At 41.1% G+C, this 14,662-nt stretch carries 12 protein-coding genes; 6 read left to right on the forward strand and 6 right to left on the reverse strand.

What is annotated here, in order from left to right:
• Positions 1–31 precede the first annotated feature (31 nt).
• Positions 32–370 carry a DUF5658 family protein gene (locus ACR65H_RS15005; RefSeq protein ID WP_440501312.1) on the forward strand — a complete coding sequence of 113 codons (339 nt, stop codon included), beginning with the start codon at positions 32–34 and terminating at the stop codon, positions 368–370.
• On the opposite strand, the gene ACR65H_RS15010 is transcribed toward ACR65H_RS15005, so the two are convergent.
• Together ACR65H_RS15010 and trhO are read right to left on the reverse strand one after the other, a co-directional pair.
• A complete protein-coding gene (locus tag ACR65H_RS15010; RefSeq protein ID WP_440501313.1) occupies positions 363–1,184 on the reverse strand; it encodes a DUF368 domain-containing protein in 822 nt (273 codons plus the stop codon). The two genes, ACR65H_RS15005 and ACR65H_RS15010, sit on opposite strands and share 8 nt — an antisense overlap.
• Before the next feature lie 173 nt (positions 1,185–1,357).
• On the reverse strand, positions 1,358–2,335 hold the full coding sequence (gene trhO / locus ACR65H_RS15015) for an oxygen-dependent tRNA uridine(34) hydroxylase TrhO (protein WP_440501315.1): 978 nt from the start codon (positions 2,333–2,335) through the stop codon (positions 1,358–1,360).
• A gap of 374 nt (positions 2,336–2,709) precedes the next feature.
• Between trhO and ACR65H_RS15020 the strand changes: the two genes are divergently transcribed.
• From ACR65H_RS15020 to ACR65H_RS15030, 3 genes are all read left to right on the forward strand, one after another.
• A complete protein-coding gene (locus ACR65H_RS15020) occupies positions 2,710–4,230 on the forward strand; it encodes a polysaccharide deacetylase family protein (protein WP_440501317.1) in 1,521 nt (506 codons plus the stop codon).
• 89 nt (positions 4,231–4,319) lie between these two features.
• Entirely contained in the window at positions 4,320–4,703 is a 384-nt protein-coding gene (locus tag ACR65H_RS15025; RefSeq protein ID WP_440501318.1) for a GntR family transcriptional regulator, read from the forward strand.
• Between the two features lie 2 nt (positions 4,704–4,705).
• Positions 4,706–5,812, forward strand: coding sequence for a DUF1648 domain-containing protein (locus tag ACR65H_RS15030; protein ID WP_440501320.1), 1,107 nt, complete (start codon positions 4,706–4,708; stop codon positions 5,810–5,812).
• Between the two features lie 80 nt (positions 5,813–5,892).
• Here the strand turns inward: ACR65H_RS15030 and ACR65H_RS15035 are convergent, their stop codons facing one another.
• Positions 5,893–6,876, reverse strand: a complete 984-nt coding sequence (locus ACR65H_RS15035) for an NAD(P)/FAD-dependent oxidoreductase (RefSeq protein WP_440501321.1) — start codon at positions 6,874–6,876, stop codon at positions 5,893–5,895.
• Between the two features lie 260 nt (positions 6,877–7,136).
• Between ACR65H_RS15035 and ACR65H_RS15040 the strand changes: the two genes are divergently transcribed.
• Positions 7,137–8,825 carry a methyl-accepting chemotaxis protein gene (locus tag ACR65H_RS15040; protein ID WP_440501323.1) on the forward strand — a complete coding sequence of 563 codons (1,689 nt, stop codon included), beginning with the start codon at positions 7,137–7,139 and terminating at the stop codon, positions 8,823–8,825.
• Between the two features lie 297 nt (positions 8,826–9,122).
• On the opposite strand, the gene ACR65H_RS15045 is transcribed toward ACR65H_RS15040, so the two are convergent.
• On the reverse strand, positions 9,123–9,410 hold the full coding sequence (locus ACR65H_RS15045) for a DUF6509 family protein (RefSeq protein WP_440501324.1): 288 nt from the start codon (positions 9,408–9,410) through the stop codon (positions 9,123–9,125).
• A gap of 185 nt (positions 9,411–9,595) precedes the next feature.
• On the opposite strand from ACR65H_RS15045, the gene ACR65H_RS15050 reads away from it, so the two are divergent.
• Positions 9,596–11,293 carry a M3 family oligoendopeptidase gene (locus tag ACR65H_RS15050; protein ID WP_440501326.1) on the forward strand — a complete coding sequence of 566 codons (1,698 nt, stop codon included), beginning with the start codon at positions 9,596–9,598 and terminating at the stop codon, positions 11,291–11,293.
• Positions 11,294–11,328: 35 nt separating this feature from the next.
• Here the strand turns inward: ACR65H_RS15050 and ACR65H_RS15055 are convergent, their stop codons facing one another.
• Both ACR65H_RS15055 and ACR65H_RS15060 read right to left on the reverse strand, forming a co-directional pair.
• Positions 11,329–12,813, reverse strand: coding sequence for a GGDEF domain-containing protein (locus ACR65H_RS15055; protein ID WP_440501328.1), 1,485 nt, complete (start codon positions 12,811–12,813; stop codon positions 11,329–11,331).
• Positions 12,814–12,964: 151 nt separating this feature from the next.
• The gene (locus tag ACR65H_RS15060) at positions 12,965–14,644 is read right to left on the reverse strand and encodes a formate--tetrahydrofolate ligase (protein ID WP_440501329.1); all 1,680 of its coding nucleotides are present in this window, start codon (positions 14,642–14,644) and stop codon (positions 12,965–12,967) included.
• Positions 14,645–14,662: the final 18 nt, after the last annotated feature.

A 14,662-nucleotide genomic window follows, 5' to 3' on the forward strand; every position in this document is an offset into this window, starting at 1 on the left:
CTAAATGCCAATTATGTCAGGAGTGATACAAATGGAGACGGTTAAGGCGCTTCCAGCTTCGAAAGACCGGTTATTGAATACATGTTTTCTTCTATTTTGCTTATGCATGATCGATGCGATTTTTACTGATTTTGGAATCCGATTCGGGCATATACAAGAAGCTAACCCATTCGTGCGCTCCATTTATGACATGAACGTCATTGCATTCTATTTGATGAAGGCGAGTCTTCCAATACTGCTTTTCATCCTTATGCATTATATGAAACCATCAGTTGTTGTTAAAAATGTACTCGCCATCGCACTCATCATCTATACGCTCGTCATCCTCATCCATATTTCATGGATTATTATTGTCCTTGCATTCATTTAGTAGTAGTTGGGTTGGCCGTATTAAACATGTTTGCGACAATTAACCCGGTAATGAGAGCAATGACACTCATAACAAATGGCGTCCCACTTTCCGGTATCCCCGGGTATATAACGAAAATGGAACCGATGATCAAGCCAATTATAATCGCAAACATGACATTGGTGAATCTATCCAACAAGAAATGGATGGCCCTGCTACTTACGATAAAACCGACAATGACTCCAGCGCCGATGACGATAATAATCGGAAAGTTCAACGTTGAAAGCGCATTGATGGCTGTCGCATATACACCTAATAATAGTAAAACAAACGATCCGCTCACACCCGGCAAGAGCATTGCCATACTGCCAGCCCAACCAGCCAAAAATAAACCGATCGTATTTTGCATTGTTAATGATGTAATCACACTTGCATCCGCCGGTTTAATGAATGCCGTTGATGCTAAAGCTGCGCCGACTACGAGCAATAAGAGAAAATGACCTACCTTGAAATTTTTTCTTACATTCGCCTGTTTTGAAATAAAAGGTATAACGCCGATAATTAATCCTAAAAAGAAAAATTGAGTCGGCTGTGGGTATTCTTTCAATAGGAAGTCAATGAATCGGCTGAATAGCAATAACGTCAGTCCAATCCCTATACCTAAAGGTAATAAAAAGCCAATATGCTTTTTCCAATCACGGCTGAAAAAGCCGCTAATCGCCACTAATAATCGGTCATATATACCAAGAATGAACGCAATCGTTCCCCCGCTCACTCCCGGAATCAAGTCGCTGATTCCCATAAGGAATCCACGATAAATGTTCTTCCATTCCATACTGCAGTTCCTCCAATATCTTTTCAATGATAGTAGTATACCATTTACCTTTTGCCATGAGCCATATTAAGTCCATTCCAATGTTTTTTTATTCTCCGAAAACTATTTTATTTACATGCCAAATATAAAACACGCCCGGGCGTTGTATTACCACCCGAGCGTGAATTGATTTTTTACAATGCAGCAGTTGCCTCGCTGCGCTTATTCTCAATAGCCTCAATCCGTTTGTTGAATTCCTCAACTGTCAAGTTTTGTTCTACAAAATAACGGTTACGCGGATGTGTCCGACATTCATCCGAACAGCTGCGCATATAGAAATGCTCATTTTCTTCAGAGCATAGAATTTTTTTATTGCAGTCAGGGTTTGCACAGTTTACGTAACGTTCACAAGGCGTTCCATCAAAATGATCTCGACCGACGATGACATGCTCGACCTGATTCACAGGTACAGCAATCCTTTCATCGAATACATAACATTGACCGTCCCATAGTTGACCTTTCGCTACTGGGTCTTTTCCGTATGTTACGATTCCGCCTTCTAAGTGTGCAACATCTTCAAAACCTTCACGCTTCATCCATCCTGTGAACTTCTCGCATCTGATTCCACCAGTGCAATACGCAAGAACTTTTTTACCTTCAAATAGTTCTTTATTTTCACGGACCCATTCAGGAAGATCACGGAAATTCTCAATATCCGGACGAATCGCCCCTCTGAAATGTCCCAGATCATATTCATAATCATTTCTAGTATCAAACACAACTGTGTTTTCATCTTGCATGGCTTTTAGGAATTCTTCAGGCTTCAAATATTGGCCTGTCAATTCCAATGGGTTGATGTCATCCTCAAGGCTAAGGTTGACGATTTCCTTACGATGGCGAACGTGCATCTTCTTGAACGCGTGTCCATCCGCTTCATCGATCTTGAACCAAAGATCTTTGAATCGCTCATCGCTATGCATCATCTCCATATAAGCATCCGTCTGTTCTACAGTTCCAGAACATGTACCGTTGATGCCTTCCTCGCCGATAAGAATACGGCCTTTCAATCCAAGTTCCTTACAAAAAGCCAAATGTTCTGCAGCAAATGTTTCTGGGTCTTCGATGTGTACGTATTTATAGTACAACAATACCCGATATGCTTCTGTTTCCATTTCTTCGACCACCTTCTGTTTGTTTTCTTTGCAGTAGAAATAACAGCTTGATCGGTTTAACAATATTCGATTGTAAACACTCATCTGCTCGCCCGTATTTGCAAGATCCGGACCATATGACAGTATATCACAATACCGTGTTTTGAAAAAGTGGTATGAATTCATTCTTTTTATTCAGTTGTTATTTCATTCGTCCTTTTTTACCTATCCCAAACTTGGGCAAAAGTGTTGTATACTAATAGTATAAAAGAATCGACATTTTTCTTGATTATCCGAAACTATTTAAAGAGTCGCCCCGTCTAACTTTACAGGTAGATCGAGCAAGAAGTTTGCCAGATTTCTGAATCACAAAAATTACAAGGGAGCCGCGCAACATGAAAAGAAAGCGTCATAAAGCACGTTCGGTATGGATTGACATCACTTTTTCCGCAGCCATTGTCCTATTGACACTAAGTGCCATTTTTCTCGTTTTCATGACAGAGAATGGCCATACCGCCTCACAGTCCGAGAAGGAAACAAAGTCCTCATCCCCACTCGAAACGGAACAAATAGATTCAAATTATCCTGGTATCAAAATCGTTACAAAAACATCAAATGATAAAAATGCTCCTTTTGCCATTCAATATCCGCAAAGCATACATAGCTCTTTCAATTCGGAAGTTAAAAACTATATTGACGAAGTTCAAGTACGGTATTTGGATACGCTGACCAAGAAAAAACAACAAGATAAAAAAACGACTGGAGAATTGAACATCTCTTATGAAACGTTGCCGCATGCTTCCGGGAACTATTCCTTTGTCCTCGTTACGAGCAGTAGATATAGCGATACCGACACTGGAAAGACCGAAATACGCTCGTTCCATTTAAATCCGGAAACGGGCGAAAGCTTTACAATTCGGGATCTATTCGAAGATGACTCCGATCGTTTACAAAGCCTTTCTTCGTTAGTCAGGGCTGAGATTTTAAAGGATGAATCATTAAAGGGACATCTTATCCAAAAAGATATGGAAAGATTTACTGAGCCCCGATGGATGAATTATAGGAACTTTTCTGTAACCGACGATGCACTTATCTTCTACTTTGACGAAAACACAATTGCTAATAACATTGTTGGACCACCTATCATTGCTGTTTCGATTGATGCAGTTAAAGAACTGTTAGCCACAACTTTTAAGCCTGAAGATAAAGAAGAAACGGTCGATATCGTCGATAAAGATAAGGGAGAAGAGATCGCAGAAGAAAACATCGAAGAAAACTCAACTGTTCCATCGTCCGAAACGGAAGTTTCTAAAGAAAATGATGAAACCGAAACTACACTTCCTGAGACATCTCTCCGAAAAAAAGTCGCGTTGACATTTGACGACGGTCCTGATCCAAAAGTGACAAGACAAATTTTGAATACGCTACAAAAACACGATGCAAAGGCAACGTTCTTCATGCTCGGAAGCCGTGTCGAATATTATCCCGATATCGTCAATGAAATGATGGAAGCTGGTCATGAATTAGGCAACCATACTTGGACTCATGCCGACTTGACAAAATTAGGTCCTGACCGTGTCGCTAAAGAAATCGAGAAGACTTCCGCCATTATTGAAGAAGTGACCGGACAAAAAGTTGAAGCTTTCAGACCTCCTTATGGGGCTGTCAATGATGCCGTCCATAATATGACGGGATTGCCGATCATTTTATGGGATGTCGATACTCTCGATTGGAAGTATCGTGACTCCGCAAGGATTCTTCAAGTAGTAAAAGAGAATGTGAAAGATGGAAGCATCATTTTAATGCACGATATTCACCAATCGACTGCAGATGGTCTAGATGCAGTACTGACATATTTAAGTAACGAGGGGTATGATTTTGTTACCGTTAAAGAGTTAGAAGAAACTTCCTCCTGAACTATTTGTTCAGGGGGTTTTTCCTTTTCGAGGTATATTTTAAGCGCGACTTCTGTTATAATGTTATTAGAACAGAATGGAGGGATAACATGTTCATCCAAATCGAACCAACTTCAGAAATACCGATATATACTCAACTTGCAAATCAGTTGATCGAATTGATTGCAACCAGAACATTGAAAGCATCCGAGGTATTGCCATCCGTCAGGTCCCTCGCTGCAGATCTTGGCGTCAATATGCATACAGTAAACAAAGCCTATCATGAGCTCGAGAAGAAGAAAATTATTGAAATCATTCCGAAGTCTGGCGCAGTCATTAATTCAATATCTGCAAAAGGACCGAGCGACTTGCAAATGGAACTCATTAAACTACATTTGAAACCGCTCGTTGCAGAATCAATTGTGTATGGCATGAATAAAGAACAGATTTTATCAATTACCTCATCTATCATTTCAGAATTAACGGAGGGATGACAATGGTACTTACAATATTTTTGGCTATCATTCTATTTTTAACTGTTATGCAGGCGGCGATTCCTTTCCTCCTGAAGAAAACGATCGTTTTCGGAGTAACGATACCTGAAGGCCATACAGATGATACGATGCTCACCACCTATAAGAAAACCTATTCGGCAATGATCTTTCTAATAGGCGCAGTTGGTTTTCTAGTTCTTCTTTTTTGGGGATTGGGGAATCAATTAGAAGAGGAACGCATCGTCTTCATCGGATTGATTCTTCAATTTGGAATTCTACTCATTAGCATGGCTCTGTACTTGTACTTTCACGTGAAAACGATGAAAAGAAAGCGCGAGCATAAATGGGGGGGGAATTTGAAAAAGGTTCGAGTAGCTGACTTGACGAACCGCTCCAATAATGAAATGCTACCCTCTTTCATGTTTGCATTGCCAATACCGATTACACTCGGTTTAATCGGCTATACTGCGACTCAATACGGTGCGATGCCGGATCTTATTCCTACCCATTGGGGGCCAAATGGACAACCGGACGCATTCACCGATAAAAGCCCTTTTTCCGTCATTGCCCTTCTCATCATTCTTCTCGTCATGCAAGGGATGATGCTAATGATCAATGTCTCTACGAAGAAGTCTGGTATGAAGCTAAATGCATCGAAGCGGAGTTCTTCGCGCATTCAGCAGTTATCGTTTAGGAAGTACACAAGCTGGTTGCTCTTTTTAACGTCAATATCATTAACAATTCTTTTCGGCTTCCTCCAACTGACAACAATCCACGGGAACATAGGAGGACCATTTCTCATGATGGCAATGCCTTTAGGATTCCTTCTTATCATATTGTTCACAACAGCAGTGTACGCATTCAAAGTAGGTCAAGGGGGATCCCGTGTTCAACTGGAAATTGAAGAGGAACCTGTTCCCGGAGTGACGGACGCCGATGATGACGCACATTGGAAAGCAGGCGTATTTTATGTAAATAAAAATGACCCCTCCATCTTTGTTGAAAAGAGGTTCGGGGTCGGTTGGACGATGAACTTCGGAAATCCGCTTGGATATTTAATTATCATCGGTCCATTGCTCATCATATTAGGAATTGCCTTATTATTATAATGAGGAAATGCCTTCCCATTGCCGATTGCCTATAAAAAAAGTGTAGACAAAGTCAAAGAACGACTTCGTCTACACTTTTTTTAGTTGAAAACACTCGTGCTATGCAATGGTTGCAGTCTTGCTTTCGGATCGATGAATGCTTTTGCATGGTTCACGGCAGTCGGAGCTTCCCCTAAGCCGACTGCAATAAGCTTCACTTTTCCGTCATAAGACGTAACATCCCCTGCTGCGTAAATGCCTTCGATATTCGTTTCCATTCGGGAGTTGACGATGACCGAGTTGCGATCCATTTCAAGGCCCCACTCTTTAATTGCGCCCAGAGAAGATATATTGCCATAGTTGACGATGACGTGGTCAACATGCAACGCTTCTTCCGATCCATCCTTTTGGGCTATAACGACTTCTTTGACGATGCCATCTTCCCCAGCAATCGACTTAACAGCACGGGAAGTAAGCACATTTACTTTCGATGACATCAATTGGTTCACACTTGTTTCATGCGCTGTGAAACGCTCACGACGATGGACAAGCGAAACATTCGAAGCGATATCTTCAAGCATCAACGCCCAATCCACTGCTGAGTCTCCCCCGCCGCATACGAGAACATCTTTATCTTTGAATAGAGAGAGGTCTTTAATTCCGTAATGCAATGTCTTGCCTTCAAATTCAACTTCTTCAGCTAAACCGATTTTACGCGGTTGGAATGCTCCGATTCCAGCAGTCAAAAGGATTGTGCGAGTCAAATGTACGCCTTTATCCGTTTGGAGGATGAAGTGATCACCATCGCGTGTCGCTGAAAGAGCTGTTTCTCCTAGATGAATTTCAGGCTTCGAATAATGCGCTTGTGTAACAAGATTTGCTACTAAATCTTTAGCAAGAATTTTTGGAAACCCACCCACGTCATAAATATATTTATCAGGATACAGTTCAATTAACTGCCCGCCAAGTTGTGGTAGGCTGTCAATAATTTTAACGGACATTTCACGCATGCCTGCGTAGAAAGAAGCAAAAAGTCCTGTTGGTCCCCCGCCAATAATTGTAATGTCGACAATTTCATTGCTCATCTATAAACACTCCAATGTATTTTAAATTTAGCTGATGTACGAAAAATCCATTTTATCATAATCCCCTACATATCTACTCTACACATTATCTACTATTTTTCAATAAAAAACACATAATTTGACTTGGTACCAAAAAAAATTAATCACAAATTCATCCGTTGCTTCCTAAATATTTTTAATTTTTGTATAGTATTATTTTCTCAAACAAGTATAATAGTATGTATGTACTGTATAGAGAGATTTTTGGGGGGACTAATTTCATGAGTTTATCAGTATCAAAAAAGATTTGGGCGGGATTTTCCATTCTTCTTGCCATTATGCTCATCATGGGGGGTGCATCTTTCTTTGCAACGAAGAAGATGAATGATGAGTTTGCGAAACTAATCGATGACCGAGCCCATAAAGTGAATTTATCCGATGAACTGATCAGCGCACAAAAGGAAAGATATATTGCGATCAGCAGTTATGTTTTATTTAAAACATCGGAGTTTGTCGGCCAACGTGATGAATCGACGGCAAATGCAACTGGATTAATTGAAGAGTTGGACGTTGCCTTTAATAGCTCAAAAGATAGCGAAACGGTCGAAGAAATTAAACAATTACATATGCAATTCAGCGAAATGGTTGATGAGATCAGCTATAGTCTAATGAGGGCAAATGAAACGCAGAACAGGAACCTTTTACGAGAAGCAAATAATGTTAACTTGCAAATAATGGAGAAGGCAACAGCGTTGAAAGAGAATCAAAAGGTAGAAATGCAAAATTCCCGCGATGACTTATTGCAAATGACAAACTTTATCCATTTGCTTACTTTTATTTTCATCGGATTAGCAATTATAATTTCGTTGTTTGTTGGCTATATGATCAGCCGCAGTATAGCAAATCCTGTTAAGAGGATGACGACTGCCATTGAAAAGATTGCAACAGGTGATTTGTCAGTAGAACATGTTAACATCCGCAGTAAAGATGAGATTGGTATCATGGCAAACGCATTTAATAAAATGACTGATGATTTAAAAAGTCTAATGGAGCAAATACAATTTTCTTCACATCAGTTGGCTGCGCAAGCGGAGCAATTATCAGCAAGTTCCGAAGAGAGCCTCGCTTCGTCTGAAATGGTCGCTTCCGCATCAGAGAAAAATATGCGAGACAGTGAAAACCAGTCTGATTTGGTGAATGAAACTGTCGATTCAGTCACTCAATTGACTAAAGACGTCAATCAAATCGCAGACAGCAACTTGACAATGCTGGAAGCAATGCAAACAGTCATTTCTCATGTGGAAGCAGGCTCTTCCACGATTGAAAGGTTATCCGGTCAAATGTCGGATACCGACACAATCATTCAAGAAGCATCAACGATTATCCAGTCGATGGCAAAACAGTCTGCGGAGATTCAACAAGTTACTTCTTTAATTACCGCTATTTCAGAACAGACGAATCTTTTAGCATTGAACGCAGCAATCGAAGCGGCTCGTGCAGGAGAACATGGAAAAGGTTTCGCGGTAGTCGCCGAGGAAGTGCGCAATTTGGCGGAGCAGTCTAAATCATCCGCTTCAGATATCGGCGTCATGATCCATTCCATCCAAGACGCGACCAAAAAGGCAGTGAATGCGATTAATTCGGGAAGTAACAGTGTGAAAGACGGCTTAACGGTCACTCATCATTCATTGAATACATTCACTGAAATCGAGCAATCCGTAAATGCGGTAAATGAAAACGTATCGATCGTTACAGAAGCAATTAAGCAAATTCGTTCCATGACCGACACGATTGCCCACTCATCGATGGAAGTAAAAAAACTAGCAGAGTCAACCGCTTTCACAGCCCAGGAAACGGGTGCCGCAACAGAAGAACAACTGGCAGTCAACGAAGAGATTTCCACCAGCTCACAAACTCTTGCCGGTCTTGCGGAAAACCTTCAAAAAGAAGTGAATCGCTTTACTTTTTAAATTGAAAATCGTTGAAACTGGTATGTCCTTTGAAAGGATGCCGTTTCAACGATTTTTTGTTATTTTATGAGCATGCTGGCGGGTTTATGATCACTTGTGGCGATTTATGATCACTTGCAGACATTTATGATCACTTGCAACGATTTATGATCACTTGCAGTCATTTATGATCACTCACAACGATTTATGATCACTTGCAGTCATTTATGATCACTCGCCACGATTTATGATCACTTGCAGACATTTATGATCACTTGCAGACATTTATGATCACTCATCACGGTAAATCATCTACGCTTACTCTTCTTCTAATTGTTCCCTACAAAATACGGCCAGCTCAGCGACTTCCTCATCCTCCAAGTCAAAATCGAGAACTTCGTCTGTCGCACGGTCGAAAAGATGATAGGAAGCCACTTTCCCTACTCCTTCATTTACCGCATAAATCACTCGGATGCCCGTCCCTTTTTCATTATAGACCTCATCTTCCTCATCGAATTTTACATAAATGCGAAATTCAAATCGGTTCCCTGACAAAATGCCTGTCGGATCAATGAGTTCAATCATGCTATATTCAATAATTTCCACGTAATCTCATCCTCACATAATGTTTTCATTCCCATCTTACAGCAAACCGCACTAACTGGTCACGTATTCCCTATCGGCGAAATATTTGCTCAAACTTGCAATCTTTCTTTTGCATTTTCACAATGGTTAGTTAACAATGAAGATAGTGAATTGTATTCACACTAACAGATTACGGGGGAATGAACATGCTTACATTTGAAGAATTCAAGTACAAAAGACCTGACATGGAAAGCATTAAACAAGAATTCGATAGCTTGCTAGAACAATTCCGTTCTGCAGAGTCCTTTGATGAACAAAATGAAGTCATTGAAAAGTTGAATGCCATCGGTAGCAACTATTCTACACAGTCTAATTTGATGTATATCCGTTCTTCCATCGATACGAATGATGAGTTCTATCAGAAAGAACGGGAATACTTCGATGAAATCGGTCCTGAATTCCAGGAACTTGGAACCGCTTTCTACAAAGAGCTTGTAAAAACACCTTACCGTAAGGAGCTTGAAGAGAAATGGGGCACGCAGCTGTTCGCTCTAGCCGACAACGCAATCAAATCCTTTTCGCCGGAAGTACTTCCGCTCCTTCAACAAGAGAATAAGCTTACTTCTGAGTATGCTAAGCTTGTCGCTTCAGCTCAAATCGAGTTTGACGGAAAAACATTAACCCTTGCACAACTCGGACCGTACGCCGAATCTACTGACAGAGGTGTGAGGAAGTCCGCTATGGAAGCTTCCTACTCTTTCTATGCAGATAACGGCGATGCGTTTGACCGTATTTATGATGATCTCGTGAAAGTGAGACACGAAATCGCTACAAAATTAGGTTTCAAAAACTTTGTGGAACTTGGATATGCGCGTATGAACCGAATTGGATATGACGCGGATATGGTGAAAAACTTCCGTGATCAAGTACGAGACTATATTGTACCGCTTGCTACAAAGTTATACGAACGTCAAGCTGAGCGGATCGGCGTCGATGAATTAAAATTCTACGACCAGTCCCTAAACTTCTTGAGTGGGAATGCAACACCGAAAGGTTCCCCTGAATGGATCATCGAAAACGGTAAAAAGATGTATGAAGAGCTTTCACCTGAAACGGACGAATTTTTCAAATACATGACAGACAAGCATCTTCTTGACTTGGAAGCGAAGAAAGGGAAAGAGACGGGAGGTTATTGTACGTTCATTGATGATTATGATTCGCCTTTCATCTTCTCGAACTTTAATGGTACATCAGGTGATATCGACGTGCTGACTCACGAAGCGGGTCATGCTTTCCAAGTGTATTCCAGCCGTAATATCGGCATTCCTGAATATGTATGGCCGACTCACGAAGGGGCTGAAATCCATTCAATGAGCATGGAGTTCTTCACTTGGCCATGGATGGAACTATTCTTCGAGGACGATACGGAAAAATACAAATTCGCACACTTAAGCAGCGGCCTGCTATTTTTGCCTTACGGTGTAGCGGTAGATGAATTTCAGCATGCAATTTACGAGAATCCAGAAATGACACCCGCTGAACGTAAAGCGGAGTGGAAGCGGATTGAGAAGACATATTTGCCAATGCGTGATTACGACGGTAACCCTTATTTGGAAGCAGGATCAATTTGGCAACGTCAGTCGCATATTTATGAAGCTCCTTTTTACTATATCGATTACACATTGGCACAAATTTGCGCATTCCAGTTTTGGAAGCGTTCATTAGAAGATCGCGAAGCTGCATGGGAAGATTATTTACATCTATGTAAGCTTGGCGGGTCGAAGCCGTTTACGGAGCTTGTAAAAGAGGCGAATTTGATTTCGCCGTTTGAAGATGGATGTGTGGAGTCTGTCGTTGGTACAATCGAAGCATGGTTGAATTCTGTTGATGACAAAGCTCTATAATAAGAAGGGACTGCCGATATCCGGCAGTCCCTTTTTTATGTCGTGAATTCAAAGACGTTATATTGATTTTTGCCGTTTTCTTTAGATTGATATAGTGCCTTATCAGCCTTTGCGTAAAGTGATTCAAAATCGTCATTTTCAGTTGCGATAGCAACCCCAATACTAATTGAAGTTTGAATACTTTTTTCATTCAAGTGAAATTCCATTTTTTCATTAATCCGTTGAAGTAAATCATCCGCGAGCGATTTTAAATTAGGTGTTTCATCTGAATCAAGTAAAATTAAAAACTCATCGCCACCGACTCTTGCTGCAAAATTACTGGCCCCCACTGTTTCTTGGATAGTTGCTGCCGCTATTTTCAATATCCTGTCACCTTCGCCATGCCCTAAATAATCATTAATCGCTTTGAAATTGTCCAAATCGACCATCATTAAAGCTACTTTCCGATTTTTCCGTTCAAGCCTTTTTGAAATTTCGTCTTCAAAGGCCGCCCTGTTTTTCAAACCTGTCAAACTATCGTGAAAGGCAAGATGTATCGGCATCGCAACAAGCCTAGCGATAAGGAAGGATAGGATGATCGATCCAATAAGGATGACAAATAATTGTAGAAGAAATTGATTCTTATATCCTGCAAGCAAACCTGTCATTACTTTATTATTATAAGCTATCTCGACAACTCGATCTGTGGAAAATCCCTTCCGCTCGTCTGCTGAATAAGGGATATATCTGTATGTTACCTGTTTTCCGTCTTCAACTAAAACCAATTCATCAGGCTCTCCACTTCCCCGCACTTTTTCAAAAACGTTTTTATGCGGCTGTTGGATATATTGCTGTTGAAAGTTTTCAGTTTTTACTCCTAACGCATTTCCTCCAGAATTATAGACCTTTATGGAATTAATATCATCATATTCTTGGACGAGTTCATCAATTGTTTGCAGGAAATTGAATTGCCTAAAAATCTCATGGTCTTCTAGTAGAAACCCTAACTCAATTAAATACTTATGATCCGGCGTAGGTGTATAACTGAACTTTTTAACTTCCCCTGTTTTCGATTGAATATCCATTCCATCAGCTGTAAACGAGTCGCCTACTCGCCTTTCATCCAACAGACTAGAAAATCCCGGACAACATTCTTGGAAATCCAATCCAATATCTTCAGTGAAGCTGCTATGTATGACCGTATTTTTATCATTGAGAATAAATATGTCCATTTTATATTGCTCTTTTAACGATGTGAAATCCCATTTTCGGAAATCGGGCTCTTCCTTATATTTTTCAAGAAGCTCCTTTGAATATGATTTCATCTTTTCCGCAGTCTGTTCATCAAATAAGTCATATACTTTATCGATTGTTGCTAGGTTTTTAACTACTTTGTCCTCTATCATGGAAATCTTCGTGTCTTGAGCCTCTAAGACAGTTTTCCGTAACTTGTTATAGTCAAATAACGCTATAAACAATGAAAGAATAAGCGAAAACACAATCAGGACAATCGTCAATTTCCATCTGAAGTTATTGAACACACTTATCGTACCCTTTCCACTCTCAATTCCTTTGAATCATTATAGCCCATACTCTTCCAAATCACCATGCTATTTTACCTATTTAATCTAAATAAAAGAGCTATCACTTGTAAAAAGTGACAGCTCTTTGACTTTATTGCTATAGAAGCGATTACATGAGGCCAATCGCATTTCCTTTTTCGTCGATATCCATTTGAAGGGCCGCCGGTTTTTTCGGCAATCCCGGCATCGTCATAATATCCCCCGTCAGACAAACGAGGAAACCTGCGCCAAGCTTCGGAATGATTTCACGAATTGTAATCATAAAATCAGTAGGTCTTCCAAGCTTCTTAGGGTCATCTGAGAAAGAGTATTGCGTTTTCGCCATGCAGACCGGCAGGATATCCCACCCATTCTGTTCGATTTGCAATAAGTCCTTTCTCGCTTTCTCTGTAAGGATTACTCCTTTTCCGCCATATGCCTTTTGGACAATCGCCGTAATTTTATCAATGACCGGCTGCTCTACATCATAAAGGGGAGCAAAATTATTTGGCTCTTCTAACAGCTCGAGAACTTGTTTCGCTAGTTCCTGGCCGCCAGCCCCCCCTTGCCCCCAAACGTCCGTTACAGCTGCTCGAACACCTTTTGAAGCGCACCAATTCATAATGAAGTCAAGTTCTGCAGCGGAGTCTGTAATGAAGCGGTTTAATGCTACGACAGGCTGCACGCCGAAAGAACGGACAGTTTCCACATGCTTTTCTAGATTGACAATTCCCTCCGTGACAGCTTGAACATTTTCTTTTCCAAGATCCGTCTTCGCAACCCCTCCGTGCATTTTCAAAGCACGAATCGTTGTCACAAGTACGACAGCATCCGGGGCAAATCCACCTTTTCGTGCTTTAATATCCATGAATTTCTCAGCGCCTAGATCGGATCCGAATCCTGCCTCCGTTACAACGATATCAGCCAATTTTCTAGCTGTATTTGTAGCCATTAACGAGTTGCAGCCATGTGCTATATTTGCGAAAGGTCCGCCATGAATTAAAGCAGGGGTCCCTTCAATCGTCTGAACGAGATTCGGCTTGAATGCTTCTTTCAATAGAAGTGTCAAAGCACCTTCTACGCCTAAATCCCTTACGGTAACAGCTTCCTTTTCATACGTATATCCGATTACCATTTGTGATAGACGCTCTTTCAAGTCAGTTAAACTTGTTGCCAAACAGAATACTGCCATAATTTCAGAAGCTACTGTAATATCGAAGCCGTCTTCCCGCGGTACACCTTGTCCGGGACCCCCTAGACCAATAGTGATGTGGCGCAATGCACGATCATTCATATCCATTGCACGCTTCCAGGTAATCCTGCGCGGGTCAATCCGCAATGCATTTCCTTGATGAATATGATTATCAATCATCGCACTTAGTGCATTATTTGCAGTTGTGATCGCATGGATATCGCCATTAAAATGCAAATTGATTTCTTCCATCGGCAATACTTGTGCGTACCCACCGCCCGCAGCGCCGCCCTTCACACCCATAACGGGTCCGAGGGAAGGCTCGCGGAGAGCGATCATCGAATTTTCTCCTAATCTTGCTAACGCATCCGCAAGGCCAACAGTCACTGTTGATTTCCCTTCACCTGCAGGCGTCGGGCTTGTCGCTGTTACAAGAACGACTTTTCCGAATGATTTCGTAGCCGGCAATTTAGATACATCGATTTTTGCTTTGTATCGTCCATAGGGTTCAACCGCCTCTTCGGGAATCCCCACTTTTCTTGCGATATCCGCTATTGGCTGCATCACAGCAGAAGCAGCGATTGCTAAGTCCGTTAATGGTTTTGCTTTTTCAGTCAAAATGGCCACACCCTTCTT

Source organism: Sporosarcina sp. SAFN-015 (assembly GCF_059415085.1).

What these genes read in the sequence shown, in the direction of transcription:
- ACR65H_RS15005 (WP_440501312.1), top strand. Translation starts at nt 32, where the DNA reads ATGGAGACGGTTAAGGCGCTTCCAGCTTCGAAAGACCGGTTATTGAAT.
- ACR65H_RS15010 (WP_440501313.1), bottom strand. Translation starts at nt 1,184, where the DNA reads ATGGAATGGAAGAACATTTATCGTGGATTCCTTATGGGAATCAGCGAC.
- trhO (WP_440501315.1), bottom strand. Translation starts at nt 2,335, where the DNA reads ATGGAAACAGAAGCATATCGGGTATTGTTGTACTATAAATACGTACAC.
- ACR65H_RS15020 (WP_440501317.1), top strand. Translation starts at nt 2,710, where the DNA reads ATGAAAAGAAAGCGTCATAAAGCACGTTCGGTATGGATTGACATCACT.
- ACR65H_RS15025 (WP_440501318.1), top strand. Translation starts at nt 4,320, where the DNA reads ATGTTCATCCAAATCGAACCAACTTCAGAAATACCGATATATACTCAA.
- ACR65H_RS15030 (WP_440501320.1), top strand. Translation starts at nt 4,706, where the DNA reads ATGGTACTTACAATATTTTTGGCTATCATTCTATTTTTAACTGTTATG.
- ACR65H_RS15035 (WP_440501321.1), bottom strand. Translation starts at nt 6,876, where the DNA reads ATGAGCAATGAAATTGTCGACATTACAATTATTGGCGGGGGACCAACA.
- ACR65H_RS15040 (WP_440501323.1), top strand. Translation starts at nt 7,137, where the DNA reads ATGAGTTTATCAGTATCAAAAAAGATTTGGGCGGGATTTTCCATTCTT.
- ACR65H_RS15050 (WP_440501326.1), top strand. Translation starts at nt 9,596, where the DNA reads ATGCTTACATTTGAAGAATTCAAGTACAAAAGACCTGACATGGAAAGC.